Origin of the sequence: Ferroplasma sp., assembly GCF_031200575.1 — an archaeon.
Lineage (GTDB): Archaea > Thermoplasmatota > Thermoplasmata > Thermoplasmatales > Thermoplasmataceae > Ferroplasma.
Map to the genome: position 1 here is coordinate 259,317 of NZ_CP133597.1, position 20,437 is coordinate 279,753.

The 20,437-nt window shown below is 38.0% G+C and carries 22 protein-coding genes and 1 tRNA gene; 12 read left to right on the plus strand and 11 right to left on the minus strand.

The window, feature by feature from the left end; all coding sequences use genetic code 11:
* Window positions 1-30 precede the first annotated feature (30 nt).
* Complete coding sequence (locus RE471_RS01465; protein ID WP_309214996.1) at window positions 31-201, minus strand: hypothetical protein; 171 nt, start codon at window positions 199-201, stop codon at window positions 31-33.
* 543 nt (window positions 202-744) lie between these two features.
* Here RE471_RS01465 and RE471_RS01470 point away from each other — a divergent pair.
* From RE471_RS01470 to RE471_RS01505, 8 genes are all read left to right on the plus strand, one after another.
* On the plus strand, window positions 745-1,908 hold the full coding sequence (locus RE471_RS01470; protein WP_309214997.1) for a homoaconitate hydratase: 1,164 nt from the start codon (window positions 745-747) through the stop codon (window positions 1,906-1,908).
* Complete coding sequence (locus RE471_RS01475) at window positions 1,901-3,142, plus strand: 3-isopropylmalate dehydratase large subunit (RefSeq protein WP_309214998.1); 1,242 nt, start codon at window positions 1,901-1,903, stop codon at window positions 3,140-3,142. Before RE471_RS01470 ends, RE471_RS01475 begins: the two co-directional genes overlap by 8 nt.
* On the plus strand, window positions 3,143-3,625 hold the full coding sequence (locus RE471_RS01480; RefSeq protein WP_309215000.1) for a 3-isopropylmalate dehydratase: 483 nt from the start codon (window positions 3,143-3,145) through the stop codon (window positions 3,623-3,625).
* Window positions 3,619-4,689, plus strand: a complete 1,071-nt coding sequence (locus RE471_RS01485) for an isocitrate/isopropylmalate family dehydrogenase (protein ID WP_309215001.1) — start codon at window positions 3,619-3,621, stop codon at window positions 4,687-4,689. The genes RE471_RS01480 and RE471_RS01485 overlap by 7 nt, the downstream gene beginning before the upstream one ends.
* 185 nt (window positions 4,690-4,874) lie before the next feature.
* On the plus strand, window positions 4,875-6,110 hold the full coding sequence (locus RE471_RS01490) for an FAD-dependent oxidoreductase (RefSeq protein ID WP_309215003.1): 1,236 nt from the start codon (window positions 4,875-4,877) through the stop codon (window positions 6,108-6,110).
* A gap of 6 nt (window positions 6,111-6,116) precedes the next feature.
* Complete coding sequence (locus RE471_RS01495; RefSeq protein WP_309215005.1) at window positions 6,117-6,764, plus strand: DUF1641 domain-containing protein; 648 nt, start codon at window positions 6,117-6,119, stop codon at window positions 6,762-6,764.
* A gap of 69 nt (window positions 6,765-6,833) precedes the next feature.
* Window positions 6,834-6,906 (plus strand) — tRNA-Gln (locus tag RE471_RS01500).
* A gap of 2 nt (window positions 6,907-6,908) precedes the next feature.
* Window positions 6,909-7,103, plus strand: a complete 195-nt coding sequence (locus RE471_RS01505; RefSeq protein ID WP_309215006.1) for a MoaD/ThiS family protein — start codon at window positions 6,909-6,911, stop codon at window positions 7,101-7,103.
* Between the two features lies 1 nt (window position 7,104).
* Here the strand turns inward: RE471_RS01505 and cca are convergent, their stop codons facing one another.
* The 3 genes from cca to RE471_RS01520 are packed head-to-tail and all read right to left on the minus strand — an operon-like array spanning window position 7,105 to window position 9,703.
* Window positions 7,105-8,385, minus strand: coding sequence for a CCA tRNA nucleotidyltransferase (cca, locus tag RE471_RS01510; protein WP_309215007.1), 1,281 nt, complete (start codon window positions 8,383-8,385; stop codon window positions 7,105-7,107).
* Between the two features lies 1 nt (window position 8,386).
* The gene (locus tag RE471_RS01515; protein ID WP_309215008.1) at window positions 8,387-8,719 is read right to left on the minus strand and encodes a nascent polypeptide-associated complex protein; all 333 of its coding nucleotides are present in this window, start codon (window positions 8,717-8,719) and stop codon (window positions 8,387-8,389) included.
* Between the two features lie 24 nt (window positions 8,720-8,743).
* Window positions 8,744-9,703: a hypothetical protein gene (locus RE471_RS01520; RefSeq protein ID WP_309215009.1), complete on the minus strand. Its 960-nt coding sequence runs from the start codon at window positions 9,701-9,703 to the stop codon at window positions 8,744-8,746.
* A 356-nt stretch (window positions 9,704-10,059) separates the two neighbouring features.
* Here RE471_RS01520 and glnA point away from each other — a divergent pair, with 356 nt between their 5' ends.
* A complete protein-coding gene (glnA, locus tag RE471_RS01525) occupies window positions 10,060-11,385 on the plus strand; it encodes a type I glutamate--ammonia ligase (protein ID WP_309215010.1) in 1,326 nt (441 codons plus the stop codon).
* Here the strand turns inward: glnA and RE471_RS01530 are convergent.
* The 3 genes from RE471_RS01530 to RE471_RS01540 form a co-directional block, all read right to left on the minus strand.
* Window positions 11,382-13,694 carry a valine--tRNA ligase gene (locus RE471_RS01530; RefSeq protein ID WP_309215011.1) on the minus strand — a complete coding sequence of 771 codons (2,313 nt, stop codon included), beginning with the start codon at window positions 13,692-13,694 and terminating at the stop codon, window positions 11,382-11,384. The genes glnA and RE471_RS01530 overlap by 4 nt on opposite strands.
* A 166-nt stretch (window positions 13,695-13,860) precedes the next feature.
* On the minus strand, window positions 13,861-15,180 hold the full coding sequence (locus RE471_RS01535; protein WP_309215012.1) for a lyase family protein: 1,320 nt from the start codon (window positions 15,178-15,180) through the stop codon (window positions 13,861-13,863).
* A gap of 21 nt (window positions 15,181-15,201) precedes the next feature.
* Complete coding sequence (locus tag RE471_RS01540; protein WP_309215013.1) at window positions 15,202-16,392, minus strand: argininosuccinate synthase; 1,191 nt, start codon at window positions 16,390-16,392, stop codon at window positions 15,202-15,204.
* A gap of 121 nt (window positions 16,393-16,513) precedes the next feature.
* On the opposite strand from RE471_RS01540, the gene RE471_RS01545 reads away from it, so the two are divergent.
* The gene (locus tag RE471_RS01545) at window positions 16,514-17,104 is read left to right on the plus strand and encodes an aspartate kinase (RefSeq protein ID WP_309215014.1); all 591 of its coding nucleotides are present in this window, start codon (window positions 16,514-16,516) and stop codon (window positions 17,102-17,104) included.
* Between the two features lie 12 nt (window positions 17,105-17,116).
* Here RE471_RS01545 and zfx read toward each other — a convergent pair whose 3' ends face one another.
* Window positions 17,117-17,551 carry a zinc-containing ferredoxin gene (zfx, locus tag RE471_RS01550; RefSeq protein WP_298278018.1) on the minus strand — a complete coding sequence of 145 codons (435 nt, stop codon included), beginning with the start codon at window positions 17,549-17,551 and terminating at the stop codon, window positions 17,117-17,119.
* Between the two features lie 145 nt (window positions 17,552-17,696).
* Between zfx and purM the strand changes: the two genes are divergently transcribed.
* On the plus strand, window positions 17,697-18,704 hold the full coding sequence (purM, locus tag RE471_RS01555; protein ID WP_309215015.1) for a phosphoribosylformylglycinamidine cyclo-ligase: 1,008 nt from the start codon (window positions 17,697-17,699) through the stop codon (window positions 18,702-18,704).
* A 58-nt stretch (window positions 18,705-18,762) separates the two neighbouring features.
* Window positions 18,763-19,116 carry a hypothetical protein gene (locus RE471_RS01560; protein WP_309215016.1) on the plus strand — a complete coding sequence of 118 codons (354 nt, stop codon included), beginning with the start codon at window positions 18,763-18,765 and terminating at the stop codon, window positions 19,114-19,116.
* On the opposite strand, the gene RE471_RS01565 is transcribed toward RE471_RS01560, so the two are convergent.
* From RE471_RS01565 to RE471_RS01575, 3 genes are all read right to left on the minus strand, one after another.
* Window positions 19,113-19,460, minus strand: a complete 348-nt coding sequence (locus tag RE471_RS01565; RefSeq protein WP_309215017.1) for a carboxymuconolactone decarboxylase family protein — start codon at window positions 19,458-19,460, stop codon at window positions 19,113-19,115. The two genes, RE471_RS01560 and RE471_RS01565, sit on opposite strands and share 4 nt — an antisense overlap.
* Window positions 19,461-20,075: a peroxiredoxin gene (locus RE471_RS01570; RefSeq protein ID WP_309215018.1), complete on the minus strand. Its 615-nt coding sequence runs from the start codon at window positions 20,073-20,075 to the stop codon at window positions 19,461-19,463. It lies immediately after the preceding gene.
* Window positions 20,076-20,141: 66 nt separating this feature from the next.
* Window positions 20,142-20,366: a winged helix DNA-binding protein gene (locus RE471_RS01575; RefSeq protein ID WP_309215019.1), complete on the minus strand. Its 225-nt coding sequence runs from the start codon at window positions 20,364-20,366 to the stop codon at window positions 20,142-20,144.
* Window positions 20,367-20,437 lie beyond the last annotated feature (71 nt).

The window sequence follows — 20,437 nt, forward strand, 5'->3', positions numbered from 1 at the left end:
ACTTTGCAGGGGGATATGTCGTGCCTGCTATCATATCTCTGGGATTTTTCCATCAAGAAACGCAGCCGAAAGAGCTTTCTCCACCATATTTGCTACCACATACCATTCAATACGGTGGGTCATTGAGTGGCCGGAAAGAATAAAATAAAATGGGCCAGCAACATCGTATCCAGCTTCCAGCTGGGGAGAAGACTGAACCACCTCAAATAGCTAACATTCATCTTCCATATTTGCACTGTGCTCTGTATTGATAGACCTGGCAATGAAATCCAGTGTAAACCTGCTTGGAACAGTATCCATCATTGATAATATCTATGATTTCAGGCTCTGCCAATAATTTCTTGTAAACACTCTAGTTTTAACCATTTCATAATCAACGTTATCATATTTACCTAATTTTTCATAGCATCACTGGTAAAATTCTAGATTTTTTCTATCATCTATAATTGTTATCTATTTATGGGCCTATTTTTATGATTTAAAAAATAGCTTGCAACCAGAGTGTTTGCGAAAGAAATCTATAACAAAAATATCAAAAGAAATTAAAGGAAAATAATTAGAGATTTATTTTTATGGCTCTCAGATATAAATTCGGGATAACATAATTAGAAAATTCAATAACAAAATTTATATAATATCATGTATATTAACTTATCAATGAATTCCATAACGTTCATCAGGCAGTTATACTTTTTGTTGCTTGAGTAAACGTTATCTTCATTAGAAATTTTTGGAGGTAATAAGATGTATTTTTATGATAGTAGAGGCTATGGCGATTTTTTCAATATGGGAGAGTATAGCAGGATGGGATATGATCAGATAAAAAAGAAGATAAGCATATTTGACACAACACTACGCGACGGTGAACAGACACCGGGTGTTTCATTTTCCATGAACCAAAAGTATGAGATTGCCACAAAATTAAACGATGCGGGAGTAAATATAATCGAGGCAGGCTTCCCTGCAGTTTCACCGGACGAGCTAAAAACTGTGAAGCACATTAATAGAGATATAGGAAATATATGTTCACTGGCAAGATGCAACAGGAACGATATTGATCGTGTCATAGAATCAGGCTCTGGAATAATACATTTATTCATCGCAACATCAGACATTCATATGCAGTATAAACTGGCAATGTCACGGGAGCAGGTTTTTGATAAGATAATAGAATCTGTTGAATATGCAAAATCTCATGGACTGAATGTGATATTTTCTCCTGAAGATGCCACAAGAACTAACATGGACTTTATGGAAAGAATAATAAGGGCAATTGACGTTGATACTGTAAATTTTCCGGATACTATTGGTATAATGAATCCAATGTCTATGTATTATTTTATAATGAAAATAAAAGAATTTACCCACAAGAAAATTAGCGTTCACTGCCACAACGATTTCGGCATGGCAACGGCAAACACATTAGCAGGAATTATGGCAGGTGCTGATGAAGTTCAGGTAACCATCAATGGAATAGGCGAGAGAGCAGGAAATGCATCACTGGAGGAGGTTGTATCTGCTATTTATGGTTTTTCTGATTCCTATACAGATATAAAAATGGAAAAACTATACAGCATATCTGAGTATGTTGCCTGTGCCAGCGGGGTGATTCCGCAGAAAAACAAGGCAATAACAGGGGAAAATGCGTTTTCCCACGAAGCAGGAATACATGTACATGGCATAATAAACAATCCAAAAACCTATGAGGCTATAAATCCTGAAATTTTTGGGGTAAAAAGAAGAATTGTTATAGGAAAGCACTCAGGAAAGGCAGCAGTGAAGTATATACTTGAGAGCAGGGGCATATACAAAACAGAGGATGAAATAAATAATATATTAAAAATAATAAAAAATGAGAACAGGACAGTTGATGATGAATATTTATTACAGGTGGTAAATAATGAGTAAAACAGCAGTAGAAAAAATATTTTCAGAAAAAAGTGGAACAGATTCCAGAGCCGGAGACTATGTGGTGGCTAATATAGACTATGTTATGGCTAATGATATAACAGCACCCATAGCCATTGATGCATTCAATGACCTTGGAATGAGTGCAAAAAGCGATAAAATTATAATTATTCCAGATCATTTTATACCTCCAAAGGATATAAATTCTGCAAAGCAATACAAAAAATCAAAAGATTTTGCACTGGATAATGGAACCTGGTTCTATGATATAGGAAGCGGAGGTGTTTGCCACCAGGTTATGATGGAAAAAGGTTTTGCCGCACCTGGCAGGCTTATAGCTGGCGCAGATTCTCACACCAATACATACGGTGCTCTTTCTGCTATATCAACCGGAATCGGCAGCACAGAGGCCGGTGTAATATTTGCCACCGGGAAAATGTGGTTCAAAATCCCTGAGACCATTAAAATAAATCTTAAGGGCAAACCTTCTAAAGGGGTGGAGGGAAAGGACATAATCCTTTATATCTTATCAATAATAAAAAATGGAGGTGCTGCCTACAAATGCATGGAATTTTCAGGGGATATCAAATATATAGACATCAATGAAAGGATGACAATGGCAAATATGACCACCGAGGCAGGGGCCAAGTGTTCATTCTTTGACACTGATGAAAAAACAATAGAATACCTGAAACAGCGCAACACCGGAGAATATAAAATAGTAAAATCCGACGATAATGCTGATTTCGAGCAAACTATAGAGATAAATATGGCAGAAATAGAGCCTTCAGTGGCGGTACCTAATTCTCCGGATAATGTTAGGCATGTTTCAGAAATACATGAAAGGATCGACCAGGCGTATATAGGTTCATGCACCAACGGTAGAATAGAAGATATTAGAAAAGCAGCATCAATATTAAAGGGTAGAAAGGTTGACAGAAGGGTCAGGCTGATGGTTGTCCCTGCAAGTCAGGAGGTTTACAACCAGGCCCTAAGGGAAGGCCTTATAAATACCATCGTAGAATCAGGGGGTTATTTCTCAGGCACAACATGTGGCGCATGCCTGGGCGGTTATATGGGAGTTTTAGGGCCGGATGAAGTATGCATATCATCCACAAACAGGAACTTTATCGGCAGAATGGGTGATAAAACATCTAAGGTATACCTGGCAAACCCATCAATAGTGGCTGCGTCTGCAATACTTGGAAGAATAGGGACACCGGAGGAGATATAAATGATGGAAGAAATAAGCGGAAGGGCAATAATATTAGGAGATAACGTGGACACAGATCAGATTATACCTGCCAAATATCTGAATACGTCAGAGCCGGATAAACTTGCACCACATTTCATGGAAAATGAATATCCTGACCTTGCCGGATCTATTCAAAAGGGGGATATAATAGTTGCAGGCAAAAACTTTGGGTCGGGCTCAAGCAGGGAACATGCGGTAATAACCATAAAGGGGCTTGGGATTTCATGCATCATTGCTGAAAGTTTTGCAAGAATATTCTTCAGAAACGCCATAAATACAGGAATACCGGTTATAGAGGCAAAGGTCAGTGCAAACAGCCTTGAAAAAATTACAGTTGATTTCAGGAACAGCAGGATATTTTGCGGTGGAAAAGAGGTTGAATTCAAAGAATACCCAGAATTTCTGAAGAATATAATAGAAAGCAACGGCCTTATCAACTACGTGAGGTCAGGCAAATGGTAGATATAGCAGTCATACCGGGTGATGGCATTGGTAAGGAAATAATCCCTCAGGTATGCAGGATGCTGCATTCGGTGGACCAGTCTCTTAATTTTGTCTATTATGACATATCATCTGAACGTTATATTAACAGAGGTATAACAGTAACAGATAATGAGATAGAGGAATTCAAGAGCTATAAATCCATATTTTTTGGGGCTATAGGGGATTTTCGCGTTAAGCCAGGAGTAATGGAACAGAATGTCATATTAAAGCTAAGAAAAGACCTTGATCTGTACATGAATATACGGCCGGCCATTTCATTTAAACGAATAACGGGGAACGAAATTAATATTACCATACTGAGGGAAAATACTGAGGATTTTTACTCCGGAATTTCAGGCACGCTTCCTGGTAAACAAACCTTTGAAATGGGGAAAGGCATATGCAATTATAATGTTGATATTTCTGGAGATTCCGACAGTGCAATATTTTATACAATGGGCATACTTTCAGAGAGAAATCTGACTAGGTTTTTTAAAAAGGCATACGAAATTGCAGGTTCAGACAATATTACTGTTACAGATAAGGCAAACGCTGTGCAAATGTACTCAATCTGGAGGGATATCGCACGTAGGCAGTCAGAAATATATAATAAGGAAATAAAATTCGAATATGCAGATTCTCTTGCATATAACATTATAAAAAATCCGTTGAAATATAAATATATTATTGCACCAAACCTTTATGGAGATATTATATCAGACATGACAAGTTCACTGGCAGGTGGCCTTGGTTACGCACCTAGCGGAAATATAGGAGATAAAAATTCTATGTTCGAGCCTGTACACGGAAGTGCACCGGATATTGCAGGCCGGAATATCGCCAATCCAGTGGCATCAATACTATCATCCATAATGATGCTGAAGCACATAGGAATGGATGACACGGCATCTGTTATAGAAAAATCATTGAAAAATATAATAAATAAGGGCATAATACCTATGGAATCAGGTGGTTCATATACCACATCCAGATTCATAGAAGAGGTTACAAAAATATCACAACTTCCAAAAAATGAAATATAATAATTGATTATTTATTTTTTATGACGTGTTCAATCATAATAATATTTATTCAATCTCTATATATAAACATATTTATTGTATATATAAAGTATCTACACATTTTTTTACCAAAAAAGCATTTTTCTTCATAATTGTGATAAAAAAGTTAATATATAACTGTAATATTATAACACTAGTGATGAAATATGACTAAATTACTTGTTTTAGGGGGAAGGTTTGCTGGATTGACTGCTGCCTACACAGCAAAGAGATTGCTTGGAGATAAAATCGATGTAACATTAATTAATAAAACACCATACGCTGCTTTCAGGCCTGGAATGCCACATGTGAGTATAGGGGTTTTCAAAGCGGAGGATTTAGAAGTTGACCTGGCTACAGCCCTGCCAGCAAAGGGAATAAAGTTTATTCTTGGTGAAGCAACTGCAATAGATGCAAAGAAAAATAAGGTTGAATATGCAACACCTGATGGTAAAAAGGAAAATATCACATATGATTACCTTGTTGTAGCCTTTGGGGCAAAGCTGGGAGTAGAGCACCTGAAGGGCTGGAACGAATATGGCGCAAGTGCCTGCGAACCTGATTTTGCAACTGCACTTTATGAGAGATTAAATAAATTTGAAGGCGGAAATATAGCAATAGGATCCGGTGTGTTCTATCAGGGGACACTGAACCCCAGAGGCAAATACCCGAAAAATTGGGCGGATGTTGCAGAATCTGCATGTGAGGGGCCTGTTTTCGAGCTTTCACTTATGATACCTGCATTCCTGAAGAAGAAGGGTGTCATGGACAAGACACACATAACAATATTCTCACCAGGTGAAGAGGTACTTACAGATATTTCAAAGGAATCAAGGGGAGTCATTAAGACAATGTATACCCAGGCCGGATTCGACATGGTATGGAATTTCCGTGTCAGCGAAATAAAGAAAGATGAAATAGTAAGTGAGGATGGAAAGACAATAAAGGCTGATATAGCCGTGATACTGCCGCCGTATGAGGCAAACGATGCAGTTAAAAATTCCACACCTGACCTATTCGATGATGGAGGTTTCATGGTTACAGACGAGCATATGAGATCTGTCAAATATCCGAACGTATATTCATGCGGAGACTCAAATCAGATAACTGTTCCAAAGCTTGGATTCCTTGCAGTCCAGACATCCAGGGTGGCAATGCAGGACCTGGCTAACAGGCTTGGAGTTCCTACAAAGATGGATACATACACACCTGAAGTTGTATGTATAGCAGACAACCCTCTTGAAGGATTTGCCATATCAGTAGATGACACAACCTTCTATGGCGGAGACAAAAAAATAGCACAGCCATCAGCCACAAACCATATAAAGAAGGAACTGTTTACCAAATACTTCATGTGGACAAATGGAGATATGGCACTGGACAAGTATCTTGCCAGCTGGTGATTAATCATGATGTCAGAAGATGAACAGTTAGAAAAATTGATGAAACCGGAATATATTTCCAGTTTGACCAGGGCAGTAGAGCTTATTAGAAAGCTCGATAACCTGGGATTTCTGGATGTAATATCCGGCATATTGAGTGACGATGAAACATTAAAAACAATCTTTACCCTACTGACAAGCGATGACGTACTCTCTCTTACAACAAAGACTGACTCCGTCATGGTATTATTGAAGATAATGTCAGAGGAAAAGAACGTCAAGGCACTGAGCAACCTGCTTGAAATGGTTACTGTAATACAGAACAAAGGCCTGCTGGATCCTGTAATGGGAATACTAAACGACGATGGTGCAATGGGTATGGTTATGGGCCTGTTATCCAATGACTTTACCATGAACCTGATCATGAACGAGAAACCCATTCTTGATTCTCTTGGAAAACTGGATCTGAGCGTTGCCCCACACTATGTTAATATGGTGAAGGCTGTAGAAAACGCCATCAAGAATGATACAGTTACACCTGTAGGGGGAATGATGGGGACACTTCGTGCCATGAAGGATGAGGATGCACAGAAGGGTCTGGGTATTGTTTTCTCAATACTAAGAAGCCTTGGCAAAACATGCAGTGATGAATTCAACTGCTCAGCCAAAAAATAATTTTATTTTTATTATATCATATACATTCTCAACACATTTTAATATCCATTTATTATTATGATTAATTATAGCTCCGTGGTGTAGTGGACAAGCATTCCGGACTTTGGATCCGATGACGGCAGTTCGAATCTGCCCGGAGCTGTCATGATAGAAGTAGTGGGAAGGAAAAAAGAAAAAATTAGGATAGAAAAGCCTGTGAGGCTATCAGAACTATACGATTCCATGGGAATCAATGAGGATGGATTTGTAGCCATACTTAACGGTGTACCTGCAACATCGGATCATATAATAAATCCTGATGACAACCTTATTCTCCTGGAGATATTTTCAGGCGGATAGGTCAGTTGAAAAGATACTTTGAAAAGAATTTACGCACAACTTCAAGATCAGCATCCTCTCCATTTATGATCTTTATTTCATCCCTGAACTCATTCAAATTTTTCCCTATGTCAGAGTTTCTCAGTTCTTTTCTGATAATCCCCTCCATATCCCTCTGTTCGGTTCTTACATCCACATAAACCCTGTTTTTTAAGATATAAGGCCCACGCATTAACCTTGGATTTCCGTTCCACATGTCAATGAACCTGATACTCTCATTTGACTCAACAGGCGGACCCATATGCACTTTTGTTCCTGGCAATTTTTCCAGTTTACATTCAATTAAAATTTCTATATCGTTACCCATATATATTTCTGAGGCAACAGGCATGAAACCATTATTATGAAGTATATCCCATATCCTGTTTTTTAATCTCACCGCCTGCGGATATATAATATCGTCTATAATATCCGGTTTTTTTATAACAAAAACCCTTATGTGTGTTCCTCTCTCCCTGTTGACCGAAGGTGTGTGGTTAAGAATATCAAGCCTTCCGGATATGTATATTTTAGAGGCGAGTTTAAGCCTTGAAAGGTTTTCCTCACTGACTGCAGCACCGGCATTCCTGGAAGGGTCTACCGGATCTATTATTATTACAGGTTCAGCGAATTTATCTTCAGCATCTTCAGGAACGATCAACTTGCCTCTAAGGTTTGCCATATGCTTCATAAGCCGGTCAAAATTTTTAAAATGTATTATAAGAAGCTCACAGAGATACCCTGAGAATCCGGATCTGGCTATCTCAGAACCATATACGTTGATCCTCTTCATGAATACCTTTAAAAGCCTTATATCATGAATCATTGCTTCATTGGTGTTACTGTTGACGTAAAGGGTATGCAGTGGTGTTCTATCCACAGTAGAAACTATCTTTTCACCATTGTTTATTTTAAATGCAGGGACAATATCTACCTTTATTCCCTTAACATAACCTGAAACATATGGGTGTTCAGCATATTTTTCTGTGCCGTTTTTCAGCACCCGGTGCCCTATTTCAAGCCCCTTCTTCTCTATATAATCTACAGGATACGCTTTATCAAAGGTGATAAATATGTCTATATCACTTGATTTTAAATTTGTATTCTTTGATACGGACCCTACCTCTGTGCAGGACGCATTTATATTATTTGCCCTACATATATCATTTATTTCCCTGATAATTGCAGAGGAAATTTCGCCTAGCTTTTCTGTTTCCTCACTGGTAGGGATCTGTTCAGAAAGAAGGTCTTCTAGATAATCCATTTCAATTTCCCAGGTCAAGAATTGCCTGTGCGGGTTCTCCTCCTGCTTTTTTAAGTGCCTCCATGGCCTTTTCCCTGGAAACATTGCACTGCTCCATTACAAGCTTTATATCCTCATCGTTAAACTCTTCTTCCTGCTGCACCTTTGCCTTCTCCTTAAATGTGCCCATTACCTGGAATGTTTTCTGCCCCTGCGCTTCAATCATGGTAACTGAGGCATTTTCTATTACGTAATCTTTGTCCCTGCCCTTTAGTATAACTTCTTTAACATCAGGCATTTCTGTGGATTTTATTCCCATCTGGTTCATCATTCTTCTTACATCTCTCGGATTCATAAGGATTAATTATTACTTCTTTTATTAATTTTTATGTTTTTTTGTCCATATTATTTCTGGATAGTTTGTGAATTTAAGTATCATTATCAGGCCTGCCATGGATGCTATTAGTTCTATGACTATGGTGTATACTGGTATACGGAGGAATTCCAGCACTATAAACGGTACCGGCAGTATAAATATCCATGAAAAAAAATTTGCAAACTTATTTGCATAATAAATCTCACTCCCGGGGAATTTCCTTGTAAAATATTTCCTGTAGCCAGGGAAGAATAATGCTACTGCAGGAAACATTAAAAAGCCAGTGATAAGATTGAATTCTGTGTTTTTTATAGAAATGAGAAATCCCATGATCAGCAAAAACGGGAATATCGCCAGGAAAGATATCCCACTAAACACTCGTGAATTTATTGAGCTTCCCAGTGAAATTGCCAGAAACGATAGTGCTGCAATTCCCAGGAATGCATTAATTGTGGCAGATCCTCCATGACCCAGTGCAAGCAATGGGACAGTCACCAGGGCAATGGCCACCGATATGAACAGGAGTACATTTATCATTATGGCATACATCAAAGTCCAGCCGTTTCTAACCCTTCTAATGTCACCTAATGAAATTATATATCTCTTCAGTTTTTTAATCAGTGTGGTTTTTCTGTAATTTATTTCCATATGCCCGGAAAGGTAGAATGCCAGTGAAAAAGCCATAATTAAACCTGCTATTATGTAAAATATATAAATAATTTTGAGTACACTATAATGCTCTGCAAGGAAAACGACCCCTATTATAAAAGCAGAATATAGATAGGATCTGGTTTCATTCCCCCCATGCCCGCTTCTGCTGTAATCGATGATGGCGCTGCCGAGGGACAGCATTATGGTCATTATCAGGAATACTGGCAGGGCACGTGTATAAAAGATAAAAATAATAGCAGGCATAATAATTATGCCAGCAAGAAGAACCGATCCCTTTCCAAGTAACTGCATAATTGCCCCTGACATAATATAAGATATAAAATACACAACCCCGAAACAGATAAGAAGTACCGGATAAATAACAATTTTCATGGATTCCAGATTAATATGTAAAGGAAGTAAGAATAACAATAGAAGTAATACGGAATTTTTCAGTGAGTTGATTATATCCATTAAAGTATTTCTTTCTAAAATTCTCAATGTAACCGATTATCATAGCTCCATATTAAATATTTCCGTATATTAATGGCATTTTATCAGGTTCCATAATTATATGATTATCAATAGCACGGTCAATCAAGTTAAAATAATTCAAATATCTCTTTTGCTGCCATAAAAGTTTTTATTACTCGCTTGTATTATGTTATATGCAGGATGAAGAATCCTATATTGAAAAATTAAAGGAAGATAAAGTAGAGTTTTTGCAATTACAGTTTACAGATATTATTGGATCTGTAAAATCATTGACAATACCGCACAACAGGTTTGAGGATGTAATTTATAACGGCGTTATGTTCGATGGGAGCTCAATTGTTGGATACAAACAGATTGAGAACTCTGATATGAAAGCGGTACCGGAGTTATCATCCTATACAATACTCACAAACGAAAATTATGCGGGAAAAACGGTGAGATTTATCTGTAAAATATTTAATCCTGATGGGACACGATTTGAGGGTGATCCCAGATACATTCTTGAAAGGCAGGTTGAAAGGCTTTCAAAGGAAAATAAGAGGATCAATATCGGGCCTGAACTTGAATATTTTATTTTCAATCAGGACGAGGAGGGCGAAGCTACCATTGAGCCCAGCGATTATGGGGGGTATTTTGATAAGGAGCCACTGGACAGATCTTTCACCGTAAAGCAGGAAATAATAAGAAAGCTGGAGGGCTTAAATTATTTCCCAGAAGCATCACATCACGAGGTTGCATACGGGCAGCATGAAATAGATGTGAAATATTCAGATGCCATAACAATGGCTGATAGAATAATAATGATAAAAAGCGTTGTAAAGGAAACTGCGAATGAGTACGGCTACTATGCCACTTTTATGCCAAAGCCCATAAAGGGAGTTAATGGCAATGGCATGCATGTACACCAGAGCATATTCTCAGGAGATGAAAATCTATTTTACAAGGAATCAACAAAACACGGGCTAAGTGACTATGCTATGCACTATCTGGGCGGGTTGCTGAAGAATGTAAAATCCTCCTCACTTGTACTTGCTTCTACTGTTAATTCATATAAAAGATTGATTCCCGGATATGAGGCTCCTGTATACATTGCATGGGCAAATAGGAATAGGAGTGCACTGGTAAGAATCCCCTCGGCTGCACCTAAGGGAAAGAGGCTTGAGCTGAGATATCCTGATTCTGCTGGAAATCAGTATCTCCAGTTTGCAGCAATAATTGGCATGGGCCTGGATGGCATTGAGAATAAAATAGACCCGCCAGATTCTATTGAGAAAAATATATTTGAGATGAATGAGGAGGAAAGGAAAAAATACGGAATAGAATCAATGCCAGCATCCCTGGGGCAGGCCATAGCAGCCTTCAAGGAAAGCAGCCTAATGAAAGAAATATTTGGGGATTATATTTATAATAATCTTATCAGGATCAAGGAAAACGAATGGGCTAACTTCAGGCAGTATGTAACTGACTGGGAGATTAATAGATATCTGGATATCTATTAATTATCTATAAAAATTTCATCAGAATTTATTATTCCCATTTTGCCTATATGCATTATACCGCTGATCAGGTAGCCATACTTTTCTATTAAATCCGCATTTCCATGTATCCTTACGCTCTCCAGCGGTGCCGCCATTGAGAGTTTTTTCTGACTTTTCAGGTTCCTTACCCTGTCTATTATCCCTATAATATAATCTATATCCTCTTCTCCATACAGCTGATCTGGATCAAATTCTGGATACCTCTCCAGGGCAATACTGGAGACCTCCGGATTCATCTGGTGATATAACTCCTCGGTTATGAATGGCATGATGGGGGAGTACATTTTCAGTACATTTTCCATAACATAAAAAGCTGTGTAAAGTGTTTCATTTCTCCTGTCCTCCTTTGATGCCTCACTTTTTATTATTTCCAGATAATTGTCACAGTAGAGATTCCAGAAAAATTTATCCAGGGCTATCCTTGCCTTCATAACCTCACTGCCTTCCATGTACTCTGTTACCTCCTTCACTGTATGTTGCATTTTGGATATTATCCATTTATTCACTGGAAACTGTACATCAACCTTTGCAGGTTTTTTGCCATCCGACAGTAGCATTATGAGTTTTAAAGAATTTTCCAGTTTTATGACGGTTTTCCTGCCACGCATGAGGTCCTGTTCTCTCAGCTTTATGTTTTCACCCTGCATTGTTGTTGATGCCCAGTATCTCAGGGCGTCTGCACCGTAGTTGTCTATTATTACCTTCGGCTCCACTATGTTGCCCTTGCTCTTGCTCATTTTCTGTCCGAATGGATCATAAACATTGCCGCTTATGATTATTTTCTTCCATGGTATTTTCCCGTAATGCAGGTATGACCTGAGTATTGTTGTGAATGCCCATGATGTTATAATGTCATGTCCCTGGAACCTTGCATCCATGGGATACATGTCCATCTCATCTATATGTGACAGATACAGCGTTGGGCTGAGAGACGATGTCGCCCAGGTATCCATGACATCCGTTTCGGGGGATAAATCCGTGGATCCGCATTTCATGCATTTCCTTTTTTTGTCATCAATTCTGGGGTCTACCGGCAAATCCTTTCTGTCTGCAAAAATGATTTCACCACATTGATTGCAGTACCATACCGGAAAAGGAACGCCGAAATACCTCTGCCTGGATATGCACCAGTCCCATTTTAGCCCGGTTACCCAGTTGTTATATCTTGTTTTCATATGTGCAGGAACCCATTCAATTTTACTTCCGAATTCGATCAGCTCATCCTTTATATCAAGGTCCTTTATATACCACTGTTTGCTGATGCCTATTTCAATTGGTGTACCGCATCTTTCATGGGTATTTACTGAGTGTTTTATTTTTTCTATTTTTATAATATACCCATTATCCTTCAGCATGTCAATAATAGTTTTCCTGGCATCCCTGATTGAAAGATTGTTTATTATGCTGCCATCATTTATCCTGTTATTTTTAAGAATAATACGGGCTTTAAGGCCATATTTTTTCAAGAGTGACAGGTCGTTCTGATCACCGAATGTGCAGAGCATTTCGGCACCTGTACCGAAATCTCTATCTATGGATTCGTCAGCCATGACCTCTACCTTATATCCATACAGTGGAATCTCAACTTTCTTTCCGATCATGCTGCTGTACCTTTCATCCTGTGGATTTACGAATATGGCAATACATGCACCAAGCATTTCCGGCCTGGTTGTGGCTATCTCAATCCCGTTGAAATTAATATAAACAAGGTCTGTGTTTATTATGGCATCTTTCATCTCTATCTGGGAAATTGCTGTACGGCACGTAGGACATGTTATGTAAGGGGCCTCATCCCTGTATGCCCTCTGCTTTTCCGCCAGGTCCATGAACAGTTCCTGTGATAATTTTATGGAAAAGTCCGATGATGTGTCTATATAATTTTTGAAATCAGCGCTTAATCCTGTATCATACCATGCCTGGTACAGGTCCTTCTCTGCCTCCCTGCTCACCTCCCTGCATATCTGTATATACTCTTTCAATGGTGTGTTATCTATTGTTACCTTCCTCTCCTTTTCCACAAATCTCTCAGTCGGAAGCCCATTATCATCGAATCCCCAGGGATAAAACACGTTAAATCCCTTCATTCTCTTGTATCTTGCAATAAAATCCTGCTGTGGATATGAAAATGCATGGCCTACATGCATTTTTCCGGATACTGTGGGAGGCGGGGTGTCTATAGTATAATTCTTATCCCCTTTTTTGAATTTAAAAATATCATTGCTGTACCAGTACTCCTTCCACTTTTTTTCCATGGCCCCCGTGTCAATCATATATCATCTTAATGTGTCATCCAATTATATATTTTTTTATGCTGATTTCATTCTTCCAGTGGTTATAATTCAATGTTCATATACTGCTGTTTTCTTTGAATGGCATACTCTATAATACTTGGGACAAAAAGTGTGTATTAATACTGATTTATTAATTTTATAATTTTTATACTATATCCCTTACAATATCCCCTATCGTATCCAGGAGCCTTTTCCTGCTGGTTTCTAAGTATGAGGTATTCCCATCCACAATCTGTTTAATAAAATTGAAATCCCTGTAGGTTATTACATCTGCAGGCACATAGGATTTTAACCGGTTTCCAGATTTTATCTTATCGCCCACCATCCTGTATGATTCTTTCCAGTTTCCCGTGGAATTGAAATTTAATTTTGAATTGTAGGTTGCATATATGGAATTGCCAAGTATTTTCTCTGATGTGGCACCATTAAATTTTATCCCCGAAAAAAGATCTGGGAAACCGCCCAGTATTGATTTTAACTCTACCATAAATGGAATAATCTCATCCTTCAGCACCTGAAAATCCCTGTGATAACCTGTGGTTTTGTTTATAATACCTGAATAAAGAAGGTTCATTATGGATACTGATTTTGCCGCGTAGCCCTGAAATATTTCCATAAAATCGGGATTTACCTTATTAGGCATCAATGAACTTCCCGTAACATAACCTGGCGGCAGTTCCAGAATTTTCATTTCATCGCCGCTGAAAATTATCATATCCTGGAATATTCTTGATATGTCGATAAGAAAGGAATTTATGATGGACATTACCATTATATAATTATCAGGGTACAGCATAAAAGAAAATAATGGATTTTTAATATTTTTCTCCATTCCAATATAGGATGCAACCTCTGTAAAATCAACATCTGACATTGAGCCGAACCCTGAACCATACCCAAGAGGCAGTTCTTTCAATTCACCTATAGCATTATTGATCTTATTAAAATTATATACAAATATATTTTTTATAAAGTCCATGTACGTCTGGAAGGTAACTGGCATCCCCTGCCTGTAGTGTGTGTATCCTGGCATGATGCCATTCTGCCTGATCTTATTTATCTCCTGGAGCGTACTGTATATAATCTTTTCATAATCAATCAGGGTATCAACAAGGAAAAAATCAACATCTGTATGTACCTGTTCATTTCTTGACAGGAACATCCTCATATTTTTAGCACTTCCATCTGTTTCTTCCATTGCTATACTTTCTATATTCCCGTGTACATCCTCCAGTTCCGGGTCAAGATCCAATTTCCTGCTGTACAGGCCATACAGTTCCTTCAAGGTCTTCAGTGTATCTTCTTTCCTGCCTATGCCCTTTCTGTAAATATTCAGGTTATATGCCAAAAGTGAAAGTATCTCATAGGGTATCAGGTGCCTGTCAACCTCTATATCCTTCTCAAGCATTATCCTGTATGCCTTATTACCAGCCTCGGGGGATGCGCTTCCAGACCATATTTTCATTTTAATTACCTGTAATATAGTTTACTGCATAACACTAATTTTTTGCTTCCTTGCATTATTTGTATATACAGTGTTGTTCTTGTATATATCTATGAATCCCCTAGCGGAATCCTGGTTGAAATTGCTGTTATCATAACTGATTTTTTCATAGTTATATATGGAATTGTCGCTTTCTATGGATTTCATTATCATATTGCCCTTGTACAGCTTAAGTTTAATTTTCCCGTTGACGTATTTATTTACACTGCACTCAAAATCGTTTATGTGCTCCATAACAGGGTCATGCCATAATCCATTATAGGTAAAATTGGACCACTGTGAATCCATATACTCCTTGAGATCGATCTCATACTTATTCAATGTAAGCGATTCAATCATCTTATGGGCATGCAGGATTGCCATAGCCCCGGGCACCTCATATACTTCATGGCTCTTAATTCCTGTTACCCTGTCTTCCATATGGTTTATCAGGCCTATCCCATTCCTTCCAGCAATAATATTCATTTTTTCAACTATCTCCTCCAGGCTGAATTCATTACCGTTGATAGCATGTGGAATCCCATTTACAAACTCGAGGTCAACTGTTTCGCCGTTTCCGGTTTCCTCCAGCGGTGATACCCACTCATAAACATCATCTTCAAGTGGATTTGATATGTTTTCTATGGTTGATCCTTCTGCAGACCTTCCCCATATATTTTCATCCACTGAATATTTCCCATCCTTTGGTATTTTTATCCCATTCTTTTTGGCATAACTTATTTCATCAGGCCTGTTCATGTTCCAGTCCCTTACAGGGGCGATAACGTTGATATTCTCATCTATCGCCTTTACAGTAACCTCAAACCTCACCTGATCATTTCCCTTCCCTGTGGATCCGTGGGCAATTGTATTACAGCCGTATTCCCTGGCATAATACACAGCCTTTTCTGCCATGAGCGGCCTGGCGATTGCCGTGGAAAGCGGGTATCCCTCGTACATGCCATCGGCAAAAATTTCCTTTTTAATATAATTATCAGCAAACTCATTTTTAACATCCATGACTATTGCATCTGAAACTCCAAGGGAGATAGCCTTTTCCTTAATTTCCTCAAGATTGCTGTTTCCTATATTGAGTGTTAATGTTACAACCTCTTTTTTCATTTCTTTCTGAATCCATTTAACCATAACAGAGGTATCAAGGCCTCCTGAATACAGTAATAATACCTTATCCATAGACAAATCATATTTTTTGTGTATATGATATTTTTTGTGAATATTTACTATATTAGTGGAATTAATCATATAAAATATGTATTAATATAAAATTTTATATTATAATTACATATATCATATTATGGAAAGAATAGCCAGGGGAAATGTTGAGACTATGGTCAGGGATTATATCAAAAAAAATCCAGAGCTCATAATCTCAATGAGGATGGGAATATTGAATGTCAGTAAGCTATCACGAAGAATATCAATGGAAGAGAAAGGATACAATATAATTTCCATAAGGTCTGCTCTGAATAAAATTTTCATGGAAAATTCCGCAGCAGACACAACACATATTGATAAGCTGCTGTCAGAGAGCAAAATAACGCTTCAGGATAAAATAATGGTAATAACCGTGGATAAAAGGATAGACTCTCTAAATTTCCTCTCAGCCACATATCTGACAGATTCCATTGTTTACATTGTAGACGAAACGAAAAATAAAAAAATTGATCTGCCAAAAAGTGCTGTTGTTGAAAGGAATGTTAGTTCACTTCATATTTTTTCTTCCATGGAAATAGTCAAGACACCAGGTTTTGTGATGAAAATAAATGAAAGGCTTTTTTCCTATGAAATCAATGTACTGCAACTTATTTCCTGCTCAAATGAAACAATAATAATTATAAACAGAAAAGATGCAATCAGGGCATATGAAGCCCTTATGAACCAATAAAAATTAATTTATTTATTCGTTGTTAACTTTTATTACACTCCACGGGCAGGCTGTAACACATGCCATGCAGAATATGCACTCAGTTTCCCTTACAGGATTTGATTTATCTGTTCTGTACTTTTCCCATTCAGGAGTTCCCTTCTCTACCTTCTTATCATTTCCAGTTCCTGAGTTTCCGGGATTGAGTTTCCACTCAAAGAGGTCAACAGGGCAGACATCCATGCAAGCTCCATCGGCAATGCACCCGTCCCAATCAATAGCAACAGTTGTTCCGTGTATGCCTAATTTTGTTGGATAGGGTTTTCCATTATCATCCATTCTCTGCATTCCACCAGCCCTAACCTTAAGTCCGTCCTCTTCACCAGTTACGGGGTAATTCTTCTCGTCGCTAAGGAAATTCTCATCTATATGCTTTGGATCAAAATCCACGTCTTCTCTCTGTACCATTAATGTCACCTTTAAAGAGTAATGCTTTATCTCTTTAAAAGATTTTTCATTTTCTATTAAGTCAAAACAAAAAAATCAAAAAAATACTGCCTTAAATTTAATATAAAAATATATAAACTTTTAATTAATAATGTAATTGTTATACATGGAAAGGAAGATTATTGACAGAAAGTCACAGGGAGAATTCGTTTCCACTTTTTTGAGGCAGATAAAGTTCAGAAGGTCTGAATTCAAGACTATCAATCCACTTGGTGGATTCACTTCTCTAATTGATCTGGGAAACTTTGCAGTTTCTTTTAATAACGACGGTGTAGGAACAAAAACAATAATAGCTGAAGAGGCAAACAAATACAATACAATAGGGATAGACTGTGTTGCCATGAATGTAAACGATGCCATTACAGTTGGTGCTGAGCCTATTGCCATGCTTGATTATTTGTCCCTGAAGGATATGGATAATGAGGTTGCCAGACAGCTCGGCATAGGGTTTAATGTTGGGGCCCAGATAGCAAATGTCAATATAGTTGGCGGGGAGACTGCCATAGTTCCAGATCTGGTTAAAAATATAGATATTTCAGCAACCACTCTGGGCATCATACAGAAAGATCAGATAATTACCGGAGAAAAAATTTCGGAAGGTGACCTGATTTTTGCCCTGAAAAGCAGCGGATTGCATTCCAACGGGTTCACAACTGTTAGGCAGATAATAAAAGATAATAATATCAGCTACGAGGAAACTTTCCCTGGGGAAAATAAAACGGTAGCTGACGTACTTCTGGAGCCAACGAGGATATACGTAAGGGAAATCCTAGATGCAATGAGCATCGTCCCACTTAAGGGCCTTGCAAACATCACCGGCGGGGGCATCAAAAATATCGCCAGGATGAAGGATATGAAATACGTTATAGACAGCCCATTTGAACCTGAGAATGTTTTTTCACGGCTGATGGACATGGGTAATCTTTCATTCAGTGAGATGTTTGAAATTTTCAATATGGGCATGGGATTTATTGTTATTATAGATCCGGAAAATAAAACTGATTTTCTCAATATAATCAGAAACAGGGTACCTGTAAAGGAAGTTGGCCATGTTGAAAATGGTAGTGGGATAATTATACCAGAATACTCCGTAGAAATGCACGGGTATTACTAATTTTTTTAGTTTTAGATTATACAATTACCTTAAATTTTTAGTTATCTTATACTATATCATGAAAGTAGCATGTGTAGTAGATGAAGATAATATGTTGAGCCCTCTGGAATATGGTAATTCAATATTCCTGATAGATGACGAAACAAACAAGATAGAAGAGTATGAAAACCCTGGATTCGGCAGGACACATGGGGGAAGGGAGGTTGCAATGGCAGGCATCCTTTCACTGAAGCCTGACATGTTTGTTGTGACTGAAAACTCTCTTTGCCCGGGTTCTTACAATATGTCCCTGGGAAGGGTAAAATATGTTGTAACCGAAGAAAAACCAATTTCTGACGTAATAAAAAATATAAAAGAACTTGAAAGCAAGGCAGTGGAAGAACTTGAGCCTGTGCTTTACAGGGAACATTAATTTTTCATTTTTTTATCAAACTTTTCGATGGCGTCAATCAGGCTGTTCATCTCCATGAGCGCCTGAGATCCATACATGAGAACGGTTACATAACCGGTTTCCATTAACTCTTTTTTGGTTGCACCGGCATCCAGGGCACTTTTTACATGATATGAAATGCACCATTCACATCTTGCCGCCATACTCAATGCAAGTGCTATTAACTCTTTATGCTTTAAAGACAGAGATCCCGGCATCATTGTATTCTGCACCAGGCCCATGAAAGAGTTCATAAACTCTTTATTGTCTTTAGTGGCTTCCTGCATTACCCTGCTGACCTCTTCCATTTTCTTTTCAGGATCCATTCAATTCACCTGCTCGAACTTAAGATACCATGTTTTATTTCCTGATTTCTCCCTGGCTATGGCCTCTTCCAGTGTTCCAGGCGCCAACACAATTCCATCTTCTCCTGGTTTCCAGTTGACAGGCGTTGCGAGCTTCCTGTTCCAGTTAATCTGCAATGCTCTGACAGTACGAATTATTTCTTCTATGTTTCTTCCAGTTTCTGCCGGATAATAAATCATAAGCCTTACGATCTGGTTTGGGTCTATGATGAATACTCCACGCACGGTTGAACCAGTTTTTTCATCCATCATGTTATATGCCCTTGCAACATCTTTATTTATATCTGCTATGACCGGGAATGGAATTTCTATGCCGAATTTGTCTTTAATATCTTTCATCCATTCTATATGGCTGTAAATACTATCAACACTTAACCCGACCAGCTCAACATTTAGTTTTTTGAATTCCTCATATTTCCTGGCAAATTCCATAAACTCTGTTGTACACACTGGCGTAAAATCTGCCGGATGTGAAAACAGAATTACCCATTTTCCCTTATAATCCTCAAGAGACACAGGACCTTTTGTTGTATTCACAAAAAATTCCGGTGCTTTCTGTCCTAAATAAACTGACATGTTATTACCTCTTACCTAACATATAAAAATTCTATAATATCATTGTTTAAGATGCAAATTTTGCACCTATTCGTTTATTTTTATACAGTAAAACCTCTGCCTGGTATCTGAAAGGCATATGTTAATCTCTATTAGTCCCATGGCGCTCAATTTTTTTACAGAATATAGAACAGATCTCTTTGATAGTCCTGTACTTTCAATGATCTGGCACAGCCTTGCAACCTTAAACTGCCTCAATGTGATTAAAACCAGCCTTGTAGAGGGGGTAAGCGTTTTGAGTTCCTGTTCCATAGAGTTATAGCAATAACAGTGTTATTATTTTTTTGTTAGGTGCAAGTTTACCTATAGTTTAATTTTTGAAA

What these genes read in the sequence shown, in the direction of transcription:
- RE471_RS01470 (WP_309214997.1), top strand. Translation starts at nt 745, where the DNA reads ATGTATTTTTATGATAGTAGAGGCTATGGCGATTTTTTCAATATGGGA.
- RE471_RS01475 (WP_309214998.1), top strand. Translation starts at nt 1,901, where the DNA reads ATGAGTAAAACAGCAGTAGAAAAAATATTTTCAGAAAAAAGTGGAACA.
- RE471_RS01480 (WP_309215000.1), top strand. Translation starts at nt 3,143, where the DNA reads ATGATGGAAGAAATAAGCGGAAGGGCAATAATATTAGGAGATAACGTG.
- RE471_RS01485 (WP_309215001.1), top strand. Translation starts at nt 3,619, where the DNA reads ATGGTAGATATAGCAGTCATACCGGGTGATGGCATTGGTAAGGAAATA.
- RE471_RS01490 (WP_309215003.1), top strand. Translation starts at nt 4,875, where the DNA reads ATGACTAAATTACTTGTTTTAGGGGGAAGGTTTGCTGGATTGACTGCT.
- RE471_RS01495 (WP_309215005.1), top strand. Translation starts at nt 6,117, where the DNA reads ATGATGTCAGAAGATGAACAGTTAGAAAAATTGATGAAACCGGAATAT.
- RE471_RS01505 (WP_309215006.1), top strand. Translation starts at nt 6,909, where the DNA reads ATGATAGAAGTAGTGGGAAGGAAAAAAGAAAAAATTAGGATAGAAAAG.
- cca (WP_309215007.1), bottom strand. Translation starts at nt 8,385, where the DNA reads ATGGATTATCTAGAAGACCTTCTTTCTGAACAGATCCCTACCAGTGAG.
- RE471_RS01515 (WP_309215008.1), bottom strand. Translation starts at nt 8,719, where the DNA reads ATGAATCCGAGAGATGTAAGAAGAATGATGAACCAGATGGGAATAAAA.
- RE471_RS01520 (WP_309215009.1), bottom strand. Translation starts at nt 9,703, where the DNA reads ATGCAGTTACTTGGAAAGGGATCGGTTCTTCTTGCTGGCATAATTATT.
- glnA (WP_309215010.1), top strand. Translation starts at nt 10,060, where the DNA reads ATGCAGGATGAAGAATCCTATATTGAAAAATTAAAGGAAGATAAAGTA.
- RE471_RS01530 (WP_309215011.1), bottom strand. Translation starts at nt 13,694, where the DNA reads ATGATTGACACGGGGGCCATGGAAAAAAAGTGGAAGGAGTACTGGTAC.
- RE471_RS01535 (WP_309215012.1), bottom strand. Translation starts at nt 15,180, where the DNA reads ATGAAAATATGGTCTGGAAGCGCATCCCCCGAGGCTGGTAATAAGGCA.
- RE471_RS01540 (WP_309215013.1), bottom strand. Translation starts at nt 16,392, where the DNA reads ATGGATAAGGTATTATTACTGTATTCAGGAGGCCTTGATACCTCTGTT.
- RE471_RS01545 (WP_309215014.1), top strand. Translation starts at nt 16,514, where the DNA reads ATGGAAAGAATAGCCAGGGGAAATGTTGAGACTATGGTCAGGGATTAT.
- zfx (WP_298278018.1), bottom strand. Translation starts at nt 17,551, where the DNA reads ATGGTACAGAGAGAAGACGTGGATTTTGATCCAAAGCATATAGATGAG.
- purM (WP_309215015.1), top strand. Translation starts at nt 17,697, where the DNA reads ATGGAAAGGAAGATTATTGACAGAAAGTCACAGGGAGAATTCGTTTCC.
- RE471_RS01560 (WP_309215016.1), top strand. Translation starts at nt 18,763, where the DNA reads ATGAAAGTAGCATGTGTAGTAGATGAAGATAATATGTTGAGCCCTCTG.
- RE471_RS01565 (WP_309215017.1), bottom strand. Translation starts at nt 19,460, where the DNA reads ATGGATCCTGAAAAGAAAATGGAAGAGGTCAGCAGGGTAATGCAGGAA.
- RE471_RS01570 (WP_309215018.1), bottom strand. Translation starts at nt 20,075, where the DNA reads ATGTCAGTTTATTTAGGACAGAAAGCACCGGAATTTTTTGTGAATACA.
- RE471_RS01575 (WP_309215019.1), bottom strand. Translation starts at nt 20,366, where the DNA reads ATGGAACAGGAACTCAAAACGCTTACCCCCTCTACAAGGCTGGTTTTA.